The following is a 22,817-nucleotide window of genomic DNA, read 5'->3' on the forward strand; positions in this document are numbered from 1 at the left end:
CTCGTGTATGGTGATGAGACCAAGTCCCATCACTGGGCGCCCATCCCCATGGAGGTCCGTTCATGAGCCGAGCCGTCGTCTATCAGACCTTCGGAGGCCCCGAGGTGCTTGAGCTGCGAGATGCCCCGGAGCCGCATGCCGGCCCGGGCGAGGTGCGCGTCCGCGTGACAGCCGCCGGCCTGAACCCGATGGACTGGATCCTCTCGTCGAACCGGGAAGCGGCGGCGAGGTTCGGCGTCACCGTGCCGTCCGGCTTCGGGTACGACTTCGCCGGCGTCGTCGACGAGGTCGGAGCCGGCGCCGATGGGTTCGCCGTGGGCGACCGCGTCTACGGAGGCGCGATGGCGAAGGCCGCCGCCGACTTCCTGGTGATGAGGACTCCGGCTCAGGCACCCGACGCGCTGTTCCACACACCGGACGGCATCAGCGACGAGGTGGCGGCCACGCTTCCGGTGGCCGGCCTGACCGCCGCAGCCGCTCTGGAGGCGATCGGCCTGCGGCCCGATGACACGGTCCTGGTCGGCGGTGCCGGCGGCGGTGTGGGCGTGTTCGCCGTACAGCTCGCGAAGCTCACCGGCGCCAGAGTGATCGGGACCGCCTCGCAGGGCACGTTCGAGTTCCTGCGGCGGCTGGGCGCCGAGCCCGTGGCGTACGGCCCGGGGCTCGCGGACCGCGTGCGGACGCTGGTTCCCGAGGGTGTGACCGCCGCGACCGACCTGTTCGGTACCGAGACGGCCGAGACCGCGCTCGCACTCGGCGTTCCGCCTGAGCGGATCTCCACCATCGCCGCGGGCCCGAACCCTCCCGGCGGCGTGCGCGCGACCGGGGGCAGCGAAGCCGGACGGGCCGACCTGGAGCGGATCATCGACGCGATCCTCGCGGGCCGGATCACCGTGCCCATCGCCGCGACCTTCCCGATCGAGCGGATCCGCGACGCCGTGGCACTGCAGGCCGGACGCCACGTGCACGGCAAGGTCGTGATCACGCTGTGACCCGTCTCCGCTGAGCGGCTGCGCCTTGCCCTGCCGGCGACGACGCCGAGGGGCCGGCCGCTCGGCTCGGCGCGGGGCCGTGGAGTAGGACGCGACGATGCGCCACCTCGTGTCCGGTGCGCTCGGCCACCCGGCGGACGTCGCCCAGTGGGCGTCGCCCAGTCCTGAGTCATGGGCGACGCCGCGTCGGGCGATCATCGGCGGGCGTCTCAGGCCGGGAAGCCGTAGCTGTATCCCTGCGCGTCCAACTGGTCGAGGAGGCGAGCGAGCGCCTGCACCGTCTGCGAACGGTCACCGCCGCCGTCGTGCATCAGGATGATCGCGCCGGGGCGCAGGTCCTGGTTGATGTTGTGCAGGATGCCGTCCACACCCGGGCGCCGCCAGTCGTTGGCGTCGTCGCTCCAGCCAAGCGGCTGCAGGTGGTTGGCGCCGGCTATCGCCCGGATCGTCGGGCTCCAGTCACCGCCGGGTGCCCGGTAGTACATCAGCTTCGCGCCGCTCCCCGCTGCGTCGGTTATCTCGCGCTTGGCGTCGACGATCTCGTGGACGTTGTACTCGACCGGCTTGCGGCTCTGCTGCTCGTCGTGATGGACCGAGTGGTCGCACAGCCGGTCCCCGCTCGCGACGATCGCCTTCGTCAGGTACGGGTGGCTCCGGGCGAGCGGCCCGAGCTCGCAGAAGGTGGCCTTCGCGTGGTGCCGGGCGAGGAGCGCCAGCACCTGCGGGGTCCACCGCGGGTCGGGGCCGTCGTCGAAGGTGAGCGCCACGGACTTGCCGCTGCCCTCGACGGTGTGGCTGACCACCATGTCGGAGCCTGGCGGCGCGCTCGGCAGCCGCCCGAAGGCATTCGCAGAGCCGGACTGCGATGCGGGCCCGGACGGCGTCGCGGAGGAGCCGCTGCCGCTGCCGGACTGCGCTCCTCCTGCCGCGCGGTCGGATGCCGACGCGGACGGGGAAGCGGACGAGGGCGACGGCGCCGGGGACGACGAGTGCGGTCCGGGAGAGGCGAGCTTCGTCGGGGGAGTCGCGCTGCTGGGCGAGCTCTGGGACACGTGCCCGCCTCCGTGCGGGCCGCACGCGGTGAGCACGGCTCCCGCGACCACCGCCGTCAGGGCGGCTGCCGAGGCCCCTTTGATTCTGGCCACTGCCACAGATCTACCTCCGTCGGCACCACTCGGTGCCCGAATCGGTGCTGGTACTGGTCATGTCGACGCGCAGGAGGGACCGAGCGCGGGCGCGCTGCCGGTCGACGGCACGGCGGCGTCCTTGGTCGGGGTCCGCTGGAGATCCACGTCCCCGGGCGTCAGCGCCCAGGGCTCACCGGTCGCTCCGAAGCGCTCCGGGGCCGGCCGGGCGGCGAGCTCCATCGCCCTGCCGCGGATCCCCGCTCTCGACGGATATGGCCAGCACGTCCGGTTTATGCCTGATGTCCGACCACAATAAAAGACCCCTGTCGCCCGGCTAAACAATTCCCATATGTGATAAACGTCGCATTGCGAATTGCGTCCTGAGATGAAAGGGCGCGAGTCGAACAGCGGCAGCAGCAACGCCACCACTTCGCCTGCCTCGCCGCCACCACCTCGCCCACCTCGCCGTTCCCGGTGCAGTGGACCAAGCGGTAGGTGACGACCGCATACGCACGATCCGGCAGGGCGCGCGGCCGTCCGTGGCGAAATTCGTGAGACGCGAGACCGGCTCATCGCCGCACGGGGGAAATCCCGTGTTCCGGGTCGCGGTGATGGCGCTGGACGCGCAGTCGATGCCAGTGGTGCGGTAACCGAGCCGGTGGAGGCGGCGCGCGACGGCGCCCTGCCGAGGCCGGCTGACACAGACGCGGTCCGCCTCGCCTCGTCGACGGTTCGCCGCCCTCGCGGGCGGTGAACCGTCATCGGAAAAACCGAAAGGCGGCTCAACGCGCGGCCTCCCGTTCCGGAAGAAGCCTCGCCGACATGGCATCGGCTGATCTGCTGACGGGGCGTCGGCCATGCCGCTCCACCTCGCCAGTCACGGCCCGCGCTGGACCGTAGTGGACGCGGGGGTGCTCACCCCGATCAGCGTCCTCGGCTGCATGCCCGCCGCCGCGACGGGTACGACCCCTCCCGTGCGGGGGTGTCGCGGAAGCGGCCGATGAGGAGGGGTGTCGGAACGTGATTCGAAAGCTGCAGGCGGTCGCGCTGGATTGCGCCGATCCGGTACGGCTCGCTGAGTTCTACGCCGAGTTGCTCGGCGGGCGTGTGGTCGCGGATCAGGAGGATTCCGACTGGGTCGAGGTGCACGGTTTCGAGGGGACGCCGCTGGCCTGTCAGCGGGTGGACGGCTACCGAGCGCCCGAATGGCCCGGCCAGGAGCGCCCGCAGCAGCTCCACCTGGACTTCGACGTGGACGACCTCGACGGTGAGGAGAAGCGGGCGCTGGCCCTCGGCGCGACCGTGCTGGAGCGGACGGACCAGCTCCGCCCGGGGGCCAACTGGCGGGTCTACGCGGACCCGGCCGGCCATCCGTTCTGCCTCTGCCTCCACTGAGTCCACCGGGCCCCAGCGCAGTCGCTGGGGCGCGGCGGCAGGATCGGCCGTCGGACGGGGACTTCGGCCCCGGGTTCGATCAGCCAGGCGCAGCCCGGCGAGGCGGCCCGCACCAGCACGTCGCCGCGGGTGCGGTGACCCGCGCAGCGGGTTTGTGCAATGCGCTTCAGGAGCCGATGGGCCCCGGCGTGCGCTCGGCCTCGCCGGCGCCCACCTCTGTCACGGCCCCCGCATCAACTCCGGATGTACGACCTGCTGTGAGGCCGGTCGCAGCGCCGACGCCCCGGCCTTGCACGCGCACACTGAACCGTGATCGGGCGGACAGTTCCTGGACCGGCCCCTGAGCCGGTCCCGCGCCCTCCTGGACCGCAGGGGTCCGCGCATGATGGCCGGGCCGGGGCCGGTCGCCGGACCGTCGGGGGATCGGAGCCCGCTCCGAGGCCCCGAGATCACGGCGCCGAAAAGAGCCCCGCTGCGAACTTCGCGCTCAGAAAGTCTCGTTGGCCTCGTTGACACGCCATAAGCACGCGCGTTTCACTCAACACCCGTGCATGGCAACGTTGTCAGGCCGTCGAGGCGACCGGCACCGTTGCCTGTCACTGGCGTTCCGGCGTTTTTCGGCACGTCAGCACCTCATGTGCGAAGCGCGAACCGCTGCGGAGGCAACCGATGGTCCGACCCCAACGTTCAGCCGCGCCACGTAACCGAAAGAGATCGCGTCAACGCTTGGCCGTGGTCTCCATCCTGGGCATGGCCGTACTCCCACTCCCGGCGATCGGGGGCGCCCATGCCGCGAACGCCGCGACGCCGGCCTTCGTGAAGGATCCCGCGTCCCTCGTCAACCCCCTCATCGGCACATCCGGTGCGGTGGACACCTTCCCCGGGCCCGACATGCCGGCGGGCATGGTGCAATGGAGCCCCGACACGACGCCCGACCGTCCTGACGGTGGCGGCTACGAGTACAACGACAAAAAGATCTCGGGCTTCAGCCTCACCCACGTCTCGGGACCCGGCTGCGGCGTCGCGGGCGACCTGCCCATCCTGCCGGTGACCGGCGCGCTGTCGGGCAACCTCGGCAGCGCGTCCGTCGGTTTCAGCCACGACGACGAGAAGGCGGGCATCGGGTACTACGGGGTCACCGATGCGAACGGCGTCAAGACCCAGTTGACCGACACCGTCCGCGCCGGCCTGGGCGCCTTCACGTTCCCCGCGGGTCAGCAGGCGAACCTGCTGTTCAAGCTCAGCGGCGGCGCCACCCAGGTCGACGGAACCCGCGTCCAGGTGGTGAACGACAAGGAGATCAGCGGCGCGATCGACAGCGGTCACTTCTGCGGCGCGAGCAACAGGTACACGCTGCACTTCGACATCAAGTTCGACCAGCCGTTCAGCGCGAGCGGTACCTGGGTCGGCAGCACCATCAACCCCAACGCGACGTCACTGAAGGCGGGCAGGGCCCGGCAGAACCTTCAGGTGCGCCCGTCCAAGCCGCTCAAGGAGAAGCACTTCACCGTTCCGGCGGCACCGTCCCCGACCGTGCACGGAAGCGGTGGCACGGCCGTGCAGCCGCCCACGACGGGTGCGAACGGTATGTACCTGACCTTCGACACCTCCTCGAACCCGACGGTACGCGCGAAGGTCGGCATCTCGTACACGAGCGACGCAGGCGCGGCCGACAACCTCGCCACCGAGATCAGGAACTGGAACTTCGACGCCGTCGAGCAGGCGAACCACGACGCCTGGAACGCGGTGCTGAACAGGATCCAGATCGGCGGCGGGACCGCGGACCAGCAGGTGCAGTTCTACACCGCGCTCTACCACGCGCTGCTGCACCCGAACGTCTTCTCGGACGACAACGGCCAGTACATGGGCATGGACAACCAGATCCACAAGCTGGCCAGGGGCCAGCAGGCCCAGTACGCCAACTACTCCGGCTGGGACACCTACCGCTCCCAGACCCAGCTGATGGCGATGGTCGAGCCCAAGGTCACCAGCGATGTCGTCACCTCGATGCTCAACGGCTACGACCAGACGGGCCTGCTGCCCAAGTGGGCCTCGAACAACGGCGAGAGCTACGTGATGGTCGGTGACCCGGCCGCCGGCATCATCGCCGATACGTACGCCTTCGGCGCCGGGGGCTTCGACACGGACAAGGCACTCGCCGCCCTGCAGCACGAGGCCACCGTCCCGAACAACGACCGCCCCGGCGAGTCGGTGCGGGACGCCAAGGGCTACCTCCCGCTCGACGAGAAGGACTACGGCTGCTGCAACTTCTACGGCCCCGTCTCCACGCAGCTGGAGTACGACTCCGCCGACTACGCCCTCGCCGCCTTCGCGAAGTCGCTGGGCAGGACGGCCGTCTACGAGAAGTTCGCCACCCGCGCTCAGGACTGGATGAACGTCTTCAACCCGCAGACCGGCTACATGCAGGGCAAGAACATGGACGGCCAGTTCGCGGGCGGTTTCACCCCGGGCACCTCCAACGGGTTCGTGGAGGGCACCTCCGCCCAGTACACGCCGATGGTTCCGTTCAACCTCAAGCAGCTCATCCAGGCGCGCGGCGGCGCCAAGGCGTACTCGTCCTTCCTGGACAGCCTGCTGGACAACATCACGAACCCCGGCAACACCAACGCGGATCTGAGCAACGAGCCCAGCGTGGAGATCCCCTGGGAGTACGACTACACGGGCGAGCCGTGGAAGACGCAGGCCGCCGTCCGCCGGGCCCAGCAGGACCTGTACTTCAACGCTCCGGTCGGCTCCTTCGGCAACGACGACCTCGGCGCCATGAGCTCCTGGTACGTCTGGTCCGAGCTCGGCATGTACCCGGAGACCCCGGGCGCGGACACCCTGGTGCTGGGCAGCCCGGTGTTCCCGGTGGCCAAGGTGACTCTCGCCGGGGGCAAGACGGTGCAGATCAACGCACCGCAGGCCGCGCCCGACGCGCCGTACGTGCAGTCACTGGACGTCAAGGGCAAGGAGTGGAAGAACTCCTGGCTGACGTACCAGCAGTTCAGGAACGCGGGCACGGTCGACTTCACCCTCGGCACCCGGCCCGACACCTCCTGGGCGTCCGACCCGTCGGCGGTGCCGCCGTCGGACACCACGGGCGGCGACCGGGTGCTGGCCGCGACCGGTCCCTCAAGCGACGGCCTGGTGCTCCAACCGGGTGCGTCCGGTGACGGCACCCTCGATGTGACCAACCTCGGCAGCAAGGCCGTCACGGTCGACTGGAAGGCGACGGTGCCCTCCGGCGTCACGCTGGACACGGCGTCCGGCTCGGTCGAGGTGCCCGCCGTGGGCAGCGCCGAGGCGAAGGTCCACGTGACGGCGGGCACGAACGAGGGCACGTTCCCGGTCACCTTCGCACTCACCGACCACAGCACCGGTGCGGCACTGAGCGGGGCGACCCTCCGCGTGGCCGTCGCCAAGGCCGGTGCGCTGTGGCCGTACGACACCAACGAGGGCGTCTACCCCGACGGTACGAAATTCTCCGGCGGCTTCGACGGCGGCGGCTGGGCCCTCTCACAGAACGCGCTGTCGGCGGGCGGCGCCACGAGCGGCTCCACCGTCACGGTCGACGGCATCCCCTACGTCTGGCCGACCGTGGCGTCCGGCCGACTGGACAACCTGGAGATGGCCGGCCAGACCATTCAGATGCCGGCCGGCACGTCGGGCGCGTCGCTGGGCCTGCTGGGCGCGGCGACCAACGCGCCGACCGACGGCAGCGGGGTCTCGGGCACGGTGACCGTCACCTACACCGACGGAACCACCTCTCAGGCGACGGTCGGCTTCTCGGACTGGACGCTCAACGGCGGGTCGAGCAAGCCGCTCGCGGGTGACACGACGGCCGTCGCGATGACCTACCGCAACACCGGGAGCGGGGGCCGGGACAACGTGAAGACCTACGTCTTCGCCACGAAGGTCCCGCTCGACGCGTCCAAGCAGGTGGCGTCGATCACGCTGCCGGTGACGGGCTCGACGGGCACCGACCACCTGTTCGCCTACGGCTTCGGCCAGTGAGGCACGGCAGGCGCTGACGACGGCGGGCCGGTCCCCGGGCGCGAGCCCGGGGGCCGGCCCCGCCGGGTGTGCGGGCCCGGCCGCCCCGCCCGAGGAGGGGGAGCGCGGGCGTTTCGCCGGGGCGCTGTCGCTCCGATGTGGTTGCGCACGCGCGGGTCGGTGGATGTCCCGACGCCACCGATCGTCCCGACGCCACCGATCGCGCTGGTGCGGCGCCACGGCGCCCAAGCCGCCGCCCGGGCTCGTTTCTGTGGGCCGTCGGGGGCAAACCAGCCCGCGTCCGCTTGCGCCTGCCGCCGGGCCACTCCACCAGGCTGAACAATTGCCCCGGTCCGCAGACAGGCGTGGGTTCGAACGGCACAAAGGGGAAAGCCGATGGGCACAACAGGGCGTTTGGACCGTAGGTTTCTGCTTGCCGGTTCACTGGCAGGCGCCACGGTCGCCCTTGCGGGGTGCTCGTCGACCAACGCCGTCACATCGACGAACGCCGGCACATCGGCGGCCAACGCTTCGCCCGCGGAGCGGCCGACCACGCCCGCCACCGCTTTCGCGAGACTCATGGACGGCAACGCTCGCTGGGTCAGCGGAAACCTTCAGCACCCCGACCGGGATCCGGACCGGCGCCAGCTCGTGGCGCAGCAACAGAAGCCCTTCGGCGCGGTTCTCTCGTGCATCGACTCCCGAGTGCCGCCCGAACTTCTCTTCGACACCGGGCTGGGTGACCTCTACGTGATGCGCACCGGCGCGCAGACGGTCGATCCGGTGGTCACCGGTTCCGTCGAGTACGGACCCATGACGAGCAGCACCCCGCTCATCGTGGTCCTCGGCCATCAACGCTGCGGTGCCGTCAAGGCGGCGTACCAGTCCCTGCGTGACGGCAAACCTCTGCCCGGCAACCTGCAGGCCGTCGTCAAGGCGCTGCGGCCGGCGTACGAGCAGGCAGTGAAGCAAGGCGGCGCCGACCCGGTCGGGACGATGACACGAGCCCAGGTCAAGTTGACCGCCACCACGCTTCGCTCCAACGCGGACCTCGCTCCACTGGTGCGCAAGGGCTCCCTGGCGGTGGTCGGTGCCTACTACTCACTCGACACCGGCAAGGTGGAGGTCCTGGCCGGCGCGCCCTCCTGAACCGGTCGCAGAGACGGACGGGCGTTGCTCGCGGGCGGCGGACGGTCGTCCTCCCTCCCGGGACGGTGAGGCGGGCGCACCCGGCTGGAAGCAAGCCGTCCGGGCATGCGGCCCGGTACGCCGGCCCTGGATCACATACGCCTCCACGGAGACGCAGCCGGGCCGGGTGGACAGCACGTTGCCCCAGCTTCCCGGCAGCGACTGCTCTCCGGAGTAGTGCGAGGGGGCACTGGCGCGATCGGGATCGCGGTGGGCCACGATGACGGCGTCCCACTTCGCAGAGACCGGGCCGGTCAGATAGCCCCAGGCCGCCTGGCACGCCGGCGAGTACATGAGCAGGATCGTCCCGTAGTTCCGGCTGCCGTCGGCCCAGGCCACGGGCTGCCAGTCGAGCTGCTTGGCGTCGGCCCGGCACCCGTCGGCGTAGGGATCGGTGCCGTCGGCGGCCGGACGCACGGCGACCGGCTGGGACCGGGGGGCCGGACTCTGCGTGTCGGCGCCGATCGTCCTGCCCGCCGTGAGCCAGGCCACGATCGGCGCGACGATCACGACCGCTCCGACCGCGGCCACGCCGACCAGCCTGCGGCGCAGGACACGTGGCCGAGGCGCCGAAGGGGCCGATCCCCGGCCGGCCGAGGTGGGGAGCGCGTCGTCGGCCGGCTCCTCGGGCGGCTCGGACGGAGCGCCCGTCCGCGTGCCCGTGGGGGCGGCGTCCCCCGGCGCGGTGTCCCGGGCCAGCTCCCACAGTTGCCGCCAGTGCGCGGCCTCGCCGCCGCAGGCCACCACGAACGCGTCCACCAGCTCCCAGGTGGCACTGTGGCGCCCCGACTCCGCAGCCGAGAGCGCGGCCTTGGAGTACCCGGACTTCTGCGACAACTGTTGCAGTGTCAGGCCGCTTTCGTCGCGCAGGTCCCGCAGCCGCTGGGCGAGGGCGGCTCGTGGGCCTGTAGCGGTGATCGGCGATCTCCGGCGACCGGGCATGGGGCCTTCCTGATGCTTCGGCGGACCTTCGGCATTGTTCTGCATTGTCCATCCGGGCCGGTAGACACGTTCTGGTCATGGCCGGCCGCTGCTAGACCGGTGAACCGCACCAGCGACATCCACCACGACGGAAGGTCTTCCATGAAGCGGCTTCTGGCCTGCGCCTTCGGCGCCAGCGTGATCGCCTCCACCCTCGTGTTCGGCGGCGGCGGTCCCGCTTGGGCCGCCTCCTGCTCCGGCGGCTCGTGCAACGGCCACGACCCGTACAAGTACGGCTGTGGGATCACCTCCACCACGACCGCGACCTACACCTCAGGCTCCAAGACGGCCACGGTCTACAACCGCTATTCGAAGGGCTGCAACGCCAACTGGGTGGAGATGACCCTCAACAACGCCGCCCGGAGCGCGGGCTGGCAGGTCCAGGGCTCCGTGTGGGAGCTGAACTCCGCCAAGACCGGCGCCATCGCCGAGTCGTGCTTCCCGTCGAACGACAACAACAGCGGCAAGACCTTCGAGACCTGCAACGGCAGCTACTACGCCGGTGCCACCGGCTGGCCGGCCTGGACGGACATGGTGGACGGCACCAACTACACCGAGGGACCCATGAGCGTCTTCGACTCCTCCGGCACCTTCCTGAAGCAGATCTGGGCCAACCAGTGAGGTGACACGGACCGCCCCGGCCGACCCATCCGGCCGGGGCGTGCCCGGCGCACCGGACCGTTCCCCCCTCCCATCCGACCTGGTCCGGCTTCCGGCCGGCCAGGAGGCCACCGGCTGGGACGTCCGCTTCGGTCCGTCGTCTCCCTGCGGGCCACCCGGAGGTCAGGACCAGGGAGAGGCAACCATCCAGGTGCTGTCGTCGACGAAGTCGCTCAGGGCGTCGAAGCCGTCCGAACCGCCGTTGGACGCGGCGTAGACGGTGAAGTCGTAGTGCCGGACGTACCTGCTGGGGTGGTTCCAGGACAGGAAGGACCAGCCCCGGCCGCTGTTGCCCTCCTGCGGGCAGAAGGTGGCGTCCTGTGCGAACTGCGAGGTTCCGTCGTCGGCGTTGAGCTGTAGACGGAAGGCGTAGTGGCGAAGGTATGCGCCAGGGGTGTTCGCGGACTCGAACGAGACGCAGGAGGAGTTCGCAAGACCCGCGTGGACGATCCAGGTCGCGTCTGCCTTGGCGGTCGCCGACGAGGACGAGGTGACGTTCGCGATCACGGCGTAGGCGTCGCCGTCGTCGTGCTTGATGTAGTCGGAGGTGCAGCACGCCGTGGTGGCCCGCAGTGAGATTCGGGAACCGGGGGCGAGCGCGGTCGACGGCGCCGGGGCGGTGTAGCCGACCGAGGCGATGTCGGCCTGGACGGCGTTCTCCGTGGCGTCCGTCGGGTAACCGGCGGTCATGACTCCCTCGTAGAAGGTGCCGGAGTCCCCGTTGCTGTTGTCTCCGCCGATGCCCAGGATGATGGCACCCTGCTTCTTCATCGTGGTGTAGCCGGTGGGCCGGGCTCCGTCGTAGTACGTCGAGAGGCCGCCGGACCGGGCGTTGCCGCCCCGGATCGCCCAGTGATCGGGCTGCCCCTTGAGCATCGCCGTGACGAAGGGGCTGCTCTGGGACGGGTCGTTGGCGTTGAATCCGGTGCTCCGGCCGGAGAACAGGCCGTTCTCCATGTCCGCCATCACCCAGGGCCCGTTGCCGGCCCCGTAGCCCCAGAGCTTGATGTTGCCGAAGTAGATGGCCTCCATGGTGCCGTTGCCGTCGTTGCGGTTGTCGGTCTCGGCGTTGCCGTAGTCGAAGCAGCAGTTGCCGTTGTAGTGGGTGCCGTCGAGGACGGCGTACATGCCCTCGGCCGCGTCACCGGTGGCGATGCCGCTGGTGTGGTCGTCGCGGTACCCGGTGCCGGGGCCGACGAACACGCCGTACGCCTTGTGGCCGGCGACGGTGACAGGTGCCGCCGTGGCGGGCGCGAGGTTGTCGTTGCCGCCGGCGGCCGGACCGGGGAACTGCCCGGCAAGGGCCTGGGTGAGGTTGTTGGCCTTCCCGGACTGGTCGTAGACGACGGTGATCACGCAGTTGGTGCCGGCGCAGAAGGAGTCCTGCGCGGCGGCGTTGGCGTACCCGCCCGTGCTGAGCACCCCGATGTCCTTCGTGGTGCCGTCCGAGGCACGCCGGACCTGGTACAGGGGCCCGTTGTACGCGGCGTACAGCGCCCGGGTGGTGCTGTGGGCGGCCACGCAGGGCGTGCCGCCGGCTGCGTAGATGTCGCACGGTTCTTGGGTGGCGGCCTGCGAGGTGGTGGCGGTGCCGGCGAGCAGGCCGGCAGCGAGCACGGCGGTCGTGCCGGCCGCGAGGAGCGCGCGCCGGGCGCGGCGCATCCACGGCTGAGCGGGCATGGAGGAACTCCTTCAGAGGGGGAGGGGGGCCTGCGTCGGCGCTGACGAACCGAGGCGGAAGCGTCGCGGTCGCAGGCGGGGCCTCGACGGCGGACATGCACTCGTCCTGCGGGTGCCGAGCTCGGCCTGACCGGCGTCCGCGTCCCGGGCAAACGGACAAGGGGCAGGCCCTGCACGGCGCGGCGGAGCAGCACGCCCTGCGGGTGGGCATCGAGCAGACCGGAGCGCGGCGGGAGAACCACTTCATCGAACCGGTTCGAGAACCTAGCATCCGGACACTCGACCAGCAACGCCTTCGCCCCAAGGTCCTACCGGTCCCTTTTCGGGAAACGGAAGTGTCGCCAGGGGTGTTGACAGGGGTTCGGGCAGTTCCTACCTTCACTTCACGCGAACCGGTTCGACGACCGGCCTCTCGCTCCTCATCCCGTCCCACATCCTCACAAGCGACGGATGATCCCGTCCGTTATCGAACCGGTTCGATCAAGGAGTTGCCGTGAACATCGGTGAGATCGCCCGGCGGGCCGGTGTCTCGCGGAGCACCGTCTCCTACGCGCTGAGCGGCAAGCGCCCGGTTTCGCAGGACACACGCCGGAAGATCCAGCGGGTCGTCGACGAGCTGGGCTACCGGCCCAGCGCCAGCGCCCGAGCCCTGGCCAACGGCCGGACCAGCACGATCGGCCTGGTCTTCCCGCCGGCCGGAAACCACTACACCGGCATGCAGTTGGACTTCATCGGCAGCGTGGTGGAGGCCGCCGCGGTCCACGACTACGACGTGCTGCTGTCACCGAGCGGCGTGGACAGCGACCGGTCCTTCCAGCGGCTGCTGGGGGAGCGGCGGGTCGACGGCGCGATCCTGATGGAGATCAGGCTGGAGGACGACCGGGTCGATCACCTGGCCGCACTCGGCTTCCCTTCCGTCGCCATCGGCCGTACCGCCCGTCCGGAGGGCGGCTGGTGGGTCGGCCTGGACCACACCGCGCTCGCGGAAGCGTGCGTCCACCACCTCGCCGACCTCGGCCACAGCAGGGTCGCCTTCGTCAACCGGCCCGAACAACTGCTGCGGGCCGGGTACGAGTCCGCGCACCGCGGCCTGGAGGGCTTCACCAAGGCCGCGGCCGAGCGCGGGCTGACGGTCCGGACGTACTGCTGCGGGGACGACGCCGCCTCGGGCGAGGCATGCCTGGAGCGGATCCTGCACGACGAGCCGGCCACCACGGCCCTGGTCACGCTGAACGAGGCCGCTCTGGGCGGCCTGTACCGGGGGCTCGCCCAGGCCGGCCGCCATGTGCCGCGCGACTTCTCCGTCACCGGGGTCGTGGCCGGCCGCTGGGCGCAGACGGTGACCCCGCAGCTCACCGCGGCGGACGTACCGGCGGAGGAGATGGGCCGACTCGCCGTCGAGCTGCTGGTGGAGCGGCTCGACCGTCCTGACGCGCCGCCCCGGCACCATCTCCTGGCGCCGCCCATCTCCCTGCGGGCCAGCACAGGGCCCGCAGGAGTCACGACCCCCGCGGACACCGGTCCCGGTACCACACCCTGACCGATCCCACTGGCAACCCCCGCGTCCTGTCTTCACCCGCCGATCGCTCGAATCGCTCACCAGTGTTCGTTCGGCGTGCCCCACCACCCGGCAATCCCGTGCCCTCGGCACCCGCATGCCAAGAATTAAGGACCTCGCGATGAACAGCTCCTCCAGACAGCGCCGTCTGACCGCAGCGGCCCTGACCGCCCTGGCCGTGGCCGCCGGTGCCACCGCATGCAACTCCTCCTCCGGCAGCAGCGACGCCAAGGGCGCCGGCAGCGGCACGTACACCATCTGGGACCCCTACCCGCAGTTCGACAAGAGCTCGGCCTGGGTCAAGCTGCTGGACCAGTGCGGCACCAAGGCGGGAGTGACGGTCAAGCGGACCGGCTTCGACACCAGCGACCTGGGCAACAAGGCGCTGCTCGCGGCGCAGCAGGGCAACTCGCCGGACGTCCTCATCGTCGACAACCCGGTGGTCTCGACCCTGGCCGAGGCGGGCGTGCTCACCACGACCGACGACAACAAGCTGGACACCTCGAAGGTGGATCCCAACCTGCTCGCGGCCGGCCAGTCGGGCGGGAAGACGTACGGCACGCCGATCGGCGCCAACACGCTCGCCCTCTACTACAACAAGAAGGTGCTGAAGGAGGCCGGGGTGGACATCTCCTCGGTCAAGGACTGGAAGTCACTGACGGCGGCGCTGGAGAAGGTCAAGAAGGCAGGCAAGAAGGGCATCACGTTCTCGGCGATCGGCACGGAGGAGGGCAGCTTCCAGTTCCTGCCGTGGTTCTGGGGCGCGGGCGCCAAGCTCACCGAACTCGACTCCGCCCAGGCCGTGTCCGCCCTCAGCCTGTGGAAGGACTGGCTGAAGAACGGCTACGCCCCCAACTCGGTGCTCAACAACACCCAGACGACCAGCTGGCAGGAGTTCGCCACCGGCGACTACGCGTTCAGCGAGAACGGCACCTGGCAGCTGGCCAACGCGAAGAAGGCCGGCTTCGAGTACGGCGTCCTGCCCGTCCCCGGCGCGAACGGAGGCAGCGCCTCGGCCCCGACCGGTGGCGAGTTCGTCACCATCCCGGTTCAGAAGGACACCGGCCGCTACGCCACCACCCAGAAGCTCGCGAGCTGCCTGACCAGCACCGACAACCTCTACACCACCGACACCACGCTGTCCTACGTCGCTCCCACCAGCGAGGTCCAGGACAAGCAGGTGGCCGCGAACGCCGAGCTGAAGCCGTGGGTGGACGCGGTGAAGGCGGCCAAGGGCCGCACCAGCGACGACCTGGGCACCAAGTACCCCAAGATTTCCGAGCAGATGTGGAAGGCCGTCCAGTCCGCCCTCAGCGGGTCCAAGTCGCCCAAGGACGCGCTGGCCGCGGCGCAGTCCGCCGCCAAGTAACCAGGATGCCCCCGGACCGCAGATGAACCACACGACACGGCTGCCGGACCACCGGTCCGTGCGCGTCCGGAACGGGGCGGCCACCGCCGCCCCGCCCCCGGCCCGCAGCAGGAAGCGCCGCCGGCCCGCCTCCAGGCAGTGGGCCGCCTGGGGATTCCTCGCCCCGGTGACCCTCTACCTCGCCCTCTTCTACGCCTATCCGCTGTACCGCAACATCGACCTGAGCCTGCGCGACTACACCGTCCGTTCCTTCGTCCAGGGCGACGCGCCGTTCACGGGCCTGAAGAACTACCGGACCGTCTTCGACGACCCGACCTTCGCCCCGGCCCTGCTGCACACCGTGGTCTTCACCGCCGTGTGCCTGGCCTTCCAGTACGTCATCGGGCTGGCCCTCGCGGTCTTCTTCAACCAGCACTTCCGGCTGTCGGCGACCCTGCGCGCCCTGTTCCTGGTGCCCTGGCTGCTGCCGCTGATCGTGTCGGCCTCCACCTGGTCGTGGATGCTCAACAGTGAGTCGGGCGTCGTCAACGCCGCCCTGCACGCCCTCGGCATCGGACCGGTGAACTGGCTGACCTCGCCCTCCTGGTCGCTGACCTCCGTGATCATCGCGAACATCTGGATCGGCATCCCGTTCAACCTGGTCGTGCTCTACAGCGGCCTGCAGTCGATCCCGGCCGGGCTGTACGAAGCCGCCGCCCTCGACGGCGCGGGCGCCTGGCGCCGGTTCCGGAGCATCACCTTCCCGCTCCTGCGCCCGGTCTCGGGGATCACGCTGCTGCTCGGCCTGGTCTACACGCTGAAGGTCTTCGACATCATCTGGATCATGACCAAGGGCGGCCCCGCGGACTCGTCCACCACCTTTGCCACCTGGTCCTACCAGCTCGGCTTCGGCAACCTCCTGCCGGCCTTCGGTCCCGGAGCCGCCGTCGGCAACCTGCTCGTCGTCGCCGCCCTGGTCTTCGGACTGGTCTACGTCAGAGTCCAGCGGAAGCAGGATGCCTCATGACCACCGCGACCACATCCCTTGCCGCCCCTGCCCGATCGCGCAGGCGACGGGCCACATGGTGGAAGACGGCCGTGGGCCTGACCCTGACGGCGGTCATGCTCTTCCCGGTCTACTGGATGCTCAACGTCTCCCTCACCCGCGACCAGGACATGCGCAAGAGCCCGCCGGACCTGCTGCCGGTGCACGGCACCCTGGCCGGCTACCGCACCGTCCTCGACGAGCAGTTGCCCTACCTCGGCACCAGCCTCGTCATCGGCCTGGGCACCGTCGTCCTGACCGTGGTCCTGTCCGCACCGGCCGGCTACGCGCTGGCCAAGCTCCGCCCGCGCGGCGGCGGCATCCTGAGCTTCGTGCTGCTGGCCGCCCAGATGATCCCCGGCATCATCATGGCGATGGGCTTCTACGCCGTCTACCTCCAGCTCGGCCTGCTCCAGTCCGTCCCCGGTCTGATCGTGGCCGACTCCACCCTGGCCGTCCCCTTCGGCGTCCTGATCTTCACGGCGTTCATGTCGGGCATCCCCGGTGAACTGCTCCAGGCGGCGCAGATGGACGGGGCGAGGGCCCTGCGCACCTTCCGGTCCATCGTCCTGCCGATGAGCCGCAACGCCGTCGTCACGGTGTCCCTGTTCGCGTTCCTGTGGTCCTGGTCCGACTTCGTCTTCGCCAGCACCCTCGTCAACGGCGGCGCCCACGAGCCCATCACCCTCGGCATCTACCACTACATCGGCAACAACAACCAGCAGTGGAACGCCATCATGGCGACCGCCGTCGTGGCCTCGCTGCCCGCCGCGGTCATCCTCGTCCTCGCTCAGCGCTATGTCGCCGCCGGCGTGACCGCCGGTGCCGTCAAGGACTGAGTTCCCCCCCCAACTCCGGTACGACGGCGGGCAAGTTGTCCGCCGGCCGCCGCCCCCTGCTCCAGAAACGAGTCACGCCACATGACCGCCGCCCGATCCGGCCCGGCCTTCTCCGTCCACGACATCCCGTTCAGCACGTACGGATCCTGGTTCGGCATATCGCCCGTGGTGGCCGAGAAGACGTACGCCGAGGACCTCCACCTCGTCTCACACCAGAACGGTATGCACGGCGTCCTGCGCCTGGTCCCCCGGGACCCGGCGAGAGGCGGCCGGGCCGAGACCCGCGTCGAGGCGACACCCGGCCTGCTCAGCTGGATCGGCGAGAGCGGGCGCGCCGACCTCGCCTACGAGTCGCCGGACACCGTACGCCTGCGGGGCAGCGGTCTAGGCCTCAGCGTCTTCGCCGCGGCACGGACCCTCACCCCGTTCAGCGGCACGTACTTCTTCCACGACCCGGCGGCCGACGCCCACGTGTTCACGTCGTACGAGACCGGACGCCGTTACCGCGTCACCGTGCTGTCCGGCACCATCGCCGACACGGCGGGAGCCCAGGCGCTGGGCGGCGCCGACCGCGGGCTCACCGTGATCGCGGAGGCGGACGGAGCCTGGGAGATCGCGATCGAGGAACAGGACACCGCCCGCCCGCCGTATGCCTCCTCGGCGAGCTTCGACGAGATAGTGGAGGCCGCACAGAGGTCCTTCACGGGCTTCGTCGACGCGGTGGCGCCCTGGCGCTCGTCCGCCACTCCGGCCGCCGAACTCGCGGCCTACGTCGTCTGGTCGGCGACCGTGCGGCAGGCGGGTCTGGTCACCCGGCCCGCCGTGCTGATGTCCAAGCACTGGATGGACAAGGTCTGGAGCTGGGACCACTGCTTCAACGCCCTCGCCCTGGCCCCCGGACTCCCCGAACTGGCCCTGGACCAGTTCGCCCTGCCCTTCGACCACCAGGACTCCAGCGGTGCCCTTCCGGACTCCGTCACCCACTCCGAGGTCCTCTACAACTTCGTCAAACCGCCCATCCACGGCTGGGCCTTCGGCCGCCTGCGGCGCCGGCTGCCGACGCCACCCAGCCACGAGGAACTGGCCGGGGTGTACGAGCGGCTGGAACGCTGGACGGACTTCTGGCTCACCGCACGGCGAGCCCCCGGGGCCGAACTGGCCCACTACCAGCACGGCAACGACAGCGGCTGGGACAACGCCACCACCTTCGACCCCGAGCGGGTGATCGTCACCGCCGACCTGGCCGCCTTTCTGGCCCTCCAACTGCGTGAACTCGCCGATCTGGCGACGGAGCTGGGCAGACAGGACGAGGCGAGCCGGTGGACGCGGGCGGCCGAGGACATGCGGACGGCGCTGATCGACCAGCTCTGGACGGGTGACAGGTTCGTCGCCCGGTCGGCCGCCACCGCAAACACCTGGAGCAGCGCCAGCCTTCTCGACCTCATGCCGGTCGTGCTGGGCGAACACCTGCCCGACGACATCGGCAGCGCGCTGGCCGACCGCATCAAGGCCCACCTGACACCGTACGGCCTGGCCACCGAACTGACCGCCTCACCGCACTACCTCGCCGACGGCTATTGGCGCGGCCCCATCTGGGCCCCGGCCACCGTCCTCATCGAGGACGGCCTGCGCCGCGCCGGCCACCACCGGCTGGCGGACGACATCAGCGCCCGCTTCCGCGCCCTGTGCGAAACCCACGGCTTCGCCGAGAACTTCGACGCCCTCACCGGAACAGGCCTGCGCGACCGCGCCTACACCTGGACCGCCAGCAGCTATCTCCTCCTCGCCGAAGCACACGCCCACCGAGACGGCCGCTGACCGGCCGTCTCCCCACAGCCCCGGGACGTTCCGGCCCCGGCCCCCTCACCGCTCACGCAGGAGCCGCACCATGAAATCGCCCTGGACACTTCGCAGACCCGCAACCCGCACCGGACGCCGAGCGACGTCGTCCATAGCCGTCCTCCTGGCCGCGCTGGCCACGACCCTGGTGCCCGCCGGCCCGTCGCAGGCCGCGGACACCAGCGTCACCGTCGACTTCGCCACCGCCGGAGGCGCCCCGGCCTACCGCGCCTCCGGCATGATCTACGGCATGACGCCGAACGGCTCACTCCCGCAGGACCACTTCTTCAAGGACATCAAGTGGCACTTCATGCGGGCCGGCGGCGCACAGCTCAACAGCGGCGGCTACGCCACCAGCCTCGCCGACTACCAGACCCGCTGGAACTCCACCCTCGCCCAGTACAAGCGCACCAAGGCCCTCGGCGGCACCTTCGTCATCCTGCCGCACGACCTGTGGGGCGCCGACGGCACCACCAGCCAGGCCTTCCCCGGCGACAACGGTGACTGGACGCTCTTCGACAAGTTCGTCAGCCAGCTCTTCTCCGACGTCAAGGCCAACAACATGACGGTGGAGTGGGACCTGTGGAACGAGCCGGACGGCAAGGGCTTCTGGGCGCCGTCCCAGAGCCAGTACCTGCAGATGTGGTCACGGTTCTACGCCGCCGTGCGGGCGAACTTCCCCGGCCAGCTCATCGTCGGTCCCAGCATGGCGGGCCAGCCCAACTCCTCCAACACCTGGTGGACCACCTACCTGAACTACGTCAAGGCCAACAACGTCGCCCCGGACATCTACAGCTGGCACGACGAACCCGGGGACCCCGCCACCGACGTCGGCGGCGCCGACTCCACCCTCTCCGCGGCAGGACTCACCAACACCCGCCCCTACCAGATCAACGAGTACGCCACCCTGTCCATGCAGTCCCCGGGCGGCGGCGCCTGGTTCATCGGCCGCCTGGAGCGGGCCGGCGCCGACGGCCTGCGCGGCAACTGGGCCTCCGGCACAGCCCTGCACGACGACGAGGCCAACCTGCTCACCAAGAACAGCTCCGGCCAGTACCTGCCGCTGGGGGAGTGGTTCATGTACCGCTACTACGGCTCGCAGAGCGGCAACATCGTCAACTACATGCCCGGCACCAACACCGACGGCCTGGCCACCAAGGACAACACCGCCAGGAACGCCAAGATCCTGATCGGCAGCAACGGCAACACGGGCAACGTCACCGTCAACCTCACCGGCCTGAACACCACCTCGGTCGTGGAGAACGGCCAGGTCCGCGCCGTCGTCCAGCGCGTCCCCTACAACAACGGCGCCGCCGTCACCGGCCCCACCACCATCTCCGACACCACCCTGACGGTCAGCAACAACGCGGCCTCGGTGACCGTCCCCTACACCAACGCCAAGGACGGCTACATCATCACCCTGCTCCCGCCGTCCAACACCACCATCTCCACCGTGGCGGTCAGCGAGAACAGCGGCCAGTGCCTGGACGACACCAACCTCAGCACCGCCAACGGCACCCAGTACCAGCAGTACTACTGCGAGGGCGGGTACCAGCAGATGCTCGACCTCAAGCCGGTCGCCGGGCGGGCCAACACCTACACCGTCGTCAACGAGCTCAGCGGCAAGTGCCTCGACGTCTCCGGCGCCTCCACCGCCGACGGCGCCGCCGTCATCCAGTACACCTGCAACGGCGCCACCAACCAGATGTTCACCCTCAACCCCGTCACCGCACTCGGCAACAGCCAGGACTACCAGCTCGTCGCCGTCCACAGCGGCAAGTGCGTCGACGTCAGCAACGTCTCGACCACGGCCGGGGCGCTGATCCACCAGTGGACCTGCGACCCGGCAAGCGCCCTCAGCACCAAGAAGAACCAGATCTGGCGGCTCCAGGGCAAGGCCTGACCGGCGCCGCCCGCACACCGGCCCTGCCCCGGCCGCCTGGCCGGGGCAGGGCTCCGTGCGGTCGGTCGGGCCCGTGGTCGCAGCCCCGCCGCGCGGGCGTCGCAAACGGCTCGGCCTTCGGGCGGCGGCCGTTCCGGATCCGCACGCCGCGGCTGCGACCGGAGTGGCTACTTGCGTCCCAGGCCCTTCTCGCCGATGTGGAAGATCCTGTGGCTGTCGCGGGTCATGTCGACGACCAGCTCGGTGGTGGTGTCGCGGCTCCAGGTGAGGGTGACCACGGCCTCCGTGTAGGTGCGGGCGGTGCCGCTGCCGGTGACCTTCCAGGCGAGCGGGACGTTCTGGGCGCGCAGGACGCCGTCGGCGTGCTCCCGGTCCTCCCAGGCCGCCAGCTCCTTCTGGAAGGCGGGCGTGAGGTAGTGGCTGCGCAGGGCCTGTCCGAGGTTGCCCCTGTCCTCGTCGCTCACCGCGTCGATGTAGGTGCCGTAGAAGTCGGCGATGCGGGTGAGGTCGTCGGACGGCTTGCCGCTGACGCTGCGCGCGGCGCCGGCGGAGGCCTGGGCGGTGGCGCCGAGGCCGAGGGCGACGGCGAGGACGCCGGCGGTCAGGATGGTGCGGGTCTTGCTGCTCATGTGTGTTCCCCGTTTTCCGAGTCGTGGCGAATCGTGTCGAATCGCGCCGAATGGCGCTGTCACGGGTGTCCCCCGTGGACGAGTGCATGGGTGTCGTGTGCCGCCCGCCGCCGGCTGGTCGGTCCGGCCCCGGTCGGTGCGACACCGAGAGCATCGGCCGTCACGGCGCGCCGGCGCAACGCCGGACGCCCCTTCGGCGACGGTGGAACCATCCCAGCCCGTCTGACGTGCAGGTACATGGACCGCCTGGGATACGGGGACACGGGGGAGGACGGGGGAACGGTGTCGACCGGGGACGACGTCGAGCAGTTCGCAGCACTGCTGTGCCGGCTGAAGGACCGCACGGACCGGAGCTACGGCTCCCTGGCCCGCCGTCTCAGCATGAACACCTCCACGCTGCACCGCTACTGCGCGGGCGACGCGGTCCCGCAGGACTACGCCCCGGTGGAGCGCATGGCCGCCTTCTGCGGGGCGACACCGGAGGAACGCCTCGAACTGCACCGCCTGTGGCTGCTCGCGGCGACGGCACGTCAACGGCCGAGGGCGGTCGGGGGAGCGGCGGAGCCGACGAAGGCCGAGGGGGCGCCGGAGCCGACAGGGGGCAAGCGGGTTCCGGATCCGGACAGCGGTACGGCACGGGGCGTGGGTGGCGGCGCGGACGGCGTCGGTGGTGGTGGCGGCACGCGCGGTGCACCGCCGCGGCCCGACGCGGACGCACCCGACGCCGGGCTGCCCGCCCCCGACGCCGGGCTGCCCGCCCCCGACGCTCCCGCACCGGGCAGTCCCGAGCCGAGGGCCCAGGGGGATGCGGCCCGCTCGACCGGACGGCCCTGGTACCGCCGTCGCCGCACCGTCGTCGGCGCCGCCGCGGCGACCGTGCTGCTGGCGGCGCTGGGCAGTCTGTCGGCGCTGTCGGCCGATCGGTCCCACGACAACACCGCCACGGCGCCCGGTCGGACCCGTACTCCAGGAGCCGATACGTCGCACCACCCGTCGGCTGCGACCCGCCCCTCGCCCGGCCGTTCGTCGGCCTCGCCCTCCGCAGGAGTACGGGCTTCGGTGAGCCCCGGGCCGAGGGGCGGACCGTCGGCGGACACGAGGAGCGACGCCCCGGCACCGACCGGTGTGCCGCTGGTCTGGAGCGCCGACTCGCAGATCTGGGAGGGCGGTTGCGGGCACGACTACGTCATCGCCAAGAATCCGGCGCAGGTGCCCCCGCCGCCGGAGCAGCAGGACGCCGCGGTGTGGGCGGCGACGCAGGGGGCGGTGCACGGGCGGCAGACGATGGTGCAGATCTCGGTGCAGGGGAAGTCGTCCACGGCCGTGGTCCTGGAGGCCCTCCGGGTCCGTATCGTCAGCCGCGGCACCCCGGTCACCGGCAACGCGTATGCCATGGAACAGGGCTGCGGCGGCGGGCTGACGCCCCGTGACTTCTCCGTGAACCTGGACATCGACCGCCCGATCGCCCGGGCGCGTCCCGGCAACGACAGCGGAAAGCCCCTCCCCGCGGTGCAGTTCCCCTACCGCGTCTCCGCCGAGGACCCGGAGGTGCTGCTGGTCACCGCGACGACCGAGACCTACGACTGCAACTGGTACCTGGAACTCGACTGGTCCTCCCAGGGCCGCACCGGCACGGT

General features: G+C 70.5%; 17 protein-coding genes. 12 read left to right on the forward strand and 5 right to left on the reverse strand.

All coding sequences use genetic code 11. The features are described from left to right. The first annotated feature begins 62 nt into the window (after positions 1–62). Entirely contained in the window at positions 63–992 is a 930-nt protein-coding gene (locus tag ACZ4SW_RS18860; protein ID WP_468244347.1) for an NADP-dependent oxidoreductase, read from the forward strand. A gap of 209 nt (positions 993–1,201) precedes the next feature. On the opposite strand, the gene ACZ4SW_RS18865 is transcribed toward ACZ4SW_RS18860, so the two are convergent. Further along, positions 1,202–1,798 (reverse strand): polysaccharide deacetylase family protein, encoded by a 597-nt coding sequence (locus tag ACZ4SW_RS18865; RefSeq protein WP_468244349.1) that lies wholly within the window; start codon positions 1,796–1,798, stop codon positions 1,202–1,204. A 396-nt stretch (positions 1,799–2,194) separates the two neighbouring features. Beyond that, the gene (locus ACZ4SW_RS18870) at positions 2,195–2,359 is read right to left on the reverse strand and encodes a hypothetical protein (RefSeq protein WP_468244352.1); all 165 of its coding nucleotides are present in this window, start codon (positions 2,357–2,359) and stop codon (positions 2,195–2,197) included. Positions 2,360–3,139: 780 nt separating this feature from the next. Here ACZ4SW_RS18870 and ACZ4SW_RS18875 point away from each other — a divergent pair. The 3 genes from ACZ4SW_RS18875 (at position 3,140) to ACZ4SW_RS18885 (ending at position 8,659) form a co-directional block, all read left to right on the forward strand. Further along, positions 3,140–3,514: a VOC family protein gene (locus ACZ4SW_RS18875; protein ID WP_468244355.1), complete on the forward strand. Its 375-nt coding sequence runs from the start codon at positions 3,140–3,142 to the stop codon at positions 3,512–3,514. 750 nt (positions 3,515–4,264) lie between these two features. Then, positions 4,265–7,531 carry a GH92 family glycosyl hydrolase gene (locus ACZ4SW_RS18880; protein ID WP_468244358.1) on the forward strand — a complete coding sequence of 1,089 codons (3,267 nt, stop codon included), beginning with the start codon at positions 4,265–4,267 and terminating at the stop codon, positions 7,529–7,531. 558 nt (positions 7,532–8,089) lie between these two features. Next, positions 8,090–8,659, forward strand: coding sequence for a carbonic anhydrase (locus ACZ4SW_RS18885; RefSeq protein ID WP_468244361.1), 570 nt, complete (start codon positions 8,090–8,092; stop codon positions 8,657–8,659). On the opposite strand, the gene ACZ4SW_RS18890 is transcribed toward ACZ4SW_RS18885, so the two are convergent. Next, the gene (locus ACZ4SW_RS18890) at positions 8,612–9,640 is read right to left on the reverse strand and encodes a helix-turn-helix domain-containing protein (RefSeq protein ID WP_468244363.1); all 1,029 of its coding nucleotides are present in this window, start codon (positions 9,638–9,640) and stop codon (positions 8,612–8,614) included. The two genes, ACZ4SW_RS18885 and ACZ4SW_RS18890, sit on opposite strands and share 48 nt — an antisense overlap. 141 nt (positions 9,641–9,781) lie before the next feature. Between ACZ4SW_RS18890 and ACZ4SW_RS18895 the strand changes: the two genes are divergently transcribed. Then, positions 9,782–10,300 (forward strand): DUF2690 domain-containing protein, encoded by a 519-nt coding sequence (locus ACZ4SW_RS18895; RefSeq protein WP_468244365.1) that lies wholly within the window; start codon positions 9,782–9,784, stop codon positions 10,298–10,300. Between the two features lie 162 nt (positions 10,301–10,462). Here the strand turns inward: ACZ4SW_RS18895 and ACZ4SW_RS18900 are convergent, their stop codons facing one another. After that, a complete protein-coding gene (locus tag ACZ4SW_RS18900; protein WP_468244368.1) occupies positions 10,463–12,019 on the reverse strand; it encodes an alpha-L-arabinofuranosidase B in 1,557 nt (518 codons plus the stop codon). Positions 12,020–12,512: 493 nt separating this feature from the next. Here ACZ4SW_RS18900 and ACZ4SW_RS18905 point away from each other — a divergent pair, with 493 nt between their 5' ends. The 6 genes from ACZ4SW_RS18905 (at position 12,513) to ACZ4SW_RS18930 (ending at position 20,551) form a co-directional block, all read left to right on the forward strand. Next, positions 12,513–13,559, forward strand: coding sequence for a LacI family DNA-binding transcriptional regulator (locus tag ACZ4SW_RS18905; protein ID WP_468244370.1), 1,047 nt, complete (start codon positions 12,513–12,515; stop codon positions 13,557–13,559). Positions 13,560–13,698: 139 nt separating this feature from the next. Then, positions 13,699–14,946, forward strand: a complete 1,248-nt coding sequence (locus tag ACZ4SW_RS18910; protein ID WP_468244373.1) for a sugar ABC transporter substrate-binding protein — start codon at positions 13,699–13,701, stop codon at positions 14,944–14,946. A gap of 22 nt (positions 14,947–14,968) precedes the next feature. Next, entirely contained in the window at positions 14,969–15,952 is a 984-nt protein-coding gene (locus ACZ4SW_RS18915; protein WP_468244375.1) for a carbohydrate ABC transporter permease, read from the forward strand. Beyond that, positions 15,949–16,809 (forward strand): carbohydrate ABC transporter permease, encoded by an 861-nt coding sequence (locus ACZ4SW_RS18920; protein ID WP_468244378.1) that lies wholly within the window; start codon positions 15,949–15,951, stop codon positions 16,807–16,809. Before ACZ4SW_RS18915 ends, ACZ4SW_RS18920 begins: the two co-directional genes overlap by 4 nt. Before the next feature lie 81 nt (positions 16,810–16,890). Next, positions 16,891–18,627 carry an MGH1-like glycoside hydrolase domain-containing protein gene (locus tag ACZ4SW_RS18925; RefSeq protein ID WP_468244380.1) on the forward strand — a complete coding sequence of 579 codons (1,737 nt, stop codon included), beginning with the start codon at positions 16,891–16,893 and terminating at the stop codon, positions 18,625–18,627. Between the two features lie 70 nt (positions 18,628–18,697). After that, positions 18,698–20,551, forward strand: a complete 1,854-nt coding sequence (locus ACZ4SW_RS18930) for an RICIN domain-containing protein (protein WP_468244383.1) — start codon at positions 18,698–18,700, stop codon at positions 20,549–20,551. Positions 20,552–20,718: 167 nt separating this feature from the next. On the opposite strand, the gene ACZ4SW_RS18935 is transcribed toward ACZ4SW_RS18930, so the two are convergent. Then, a complete protein-coding gene (locus ACZ4SW_RS18935; protein WP_468244386.1) occupies positions 20,719–21,180 on the reverse strand; it encodes a hypothetical protein in 462 nt (153 codons plus the stop codon). Between the two features lie 237 nt (positions 21,181–21,417). Between ACZ4SW_RS18935 and ACZ4SW_RS18940 the strand changes: the two genes are divergently transcribed. Continuing rightward, on the forward strand, positions 21,418–22,817 hold a 1,400-nt coding region (locus ACZ4SW_RS18940), incomplete at its 3' end, for a helix-turn-helix domain-containing protein (protein ID WP_468244388.1).

This window comes from Streptomyces sp. NPDC028331 (assembly GCF_055565775.1).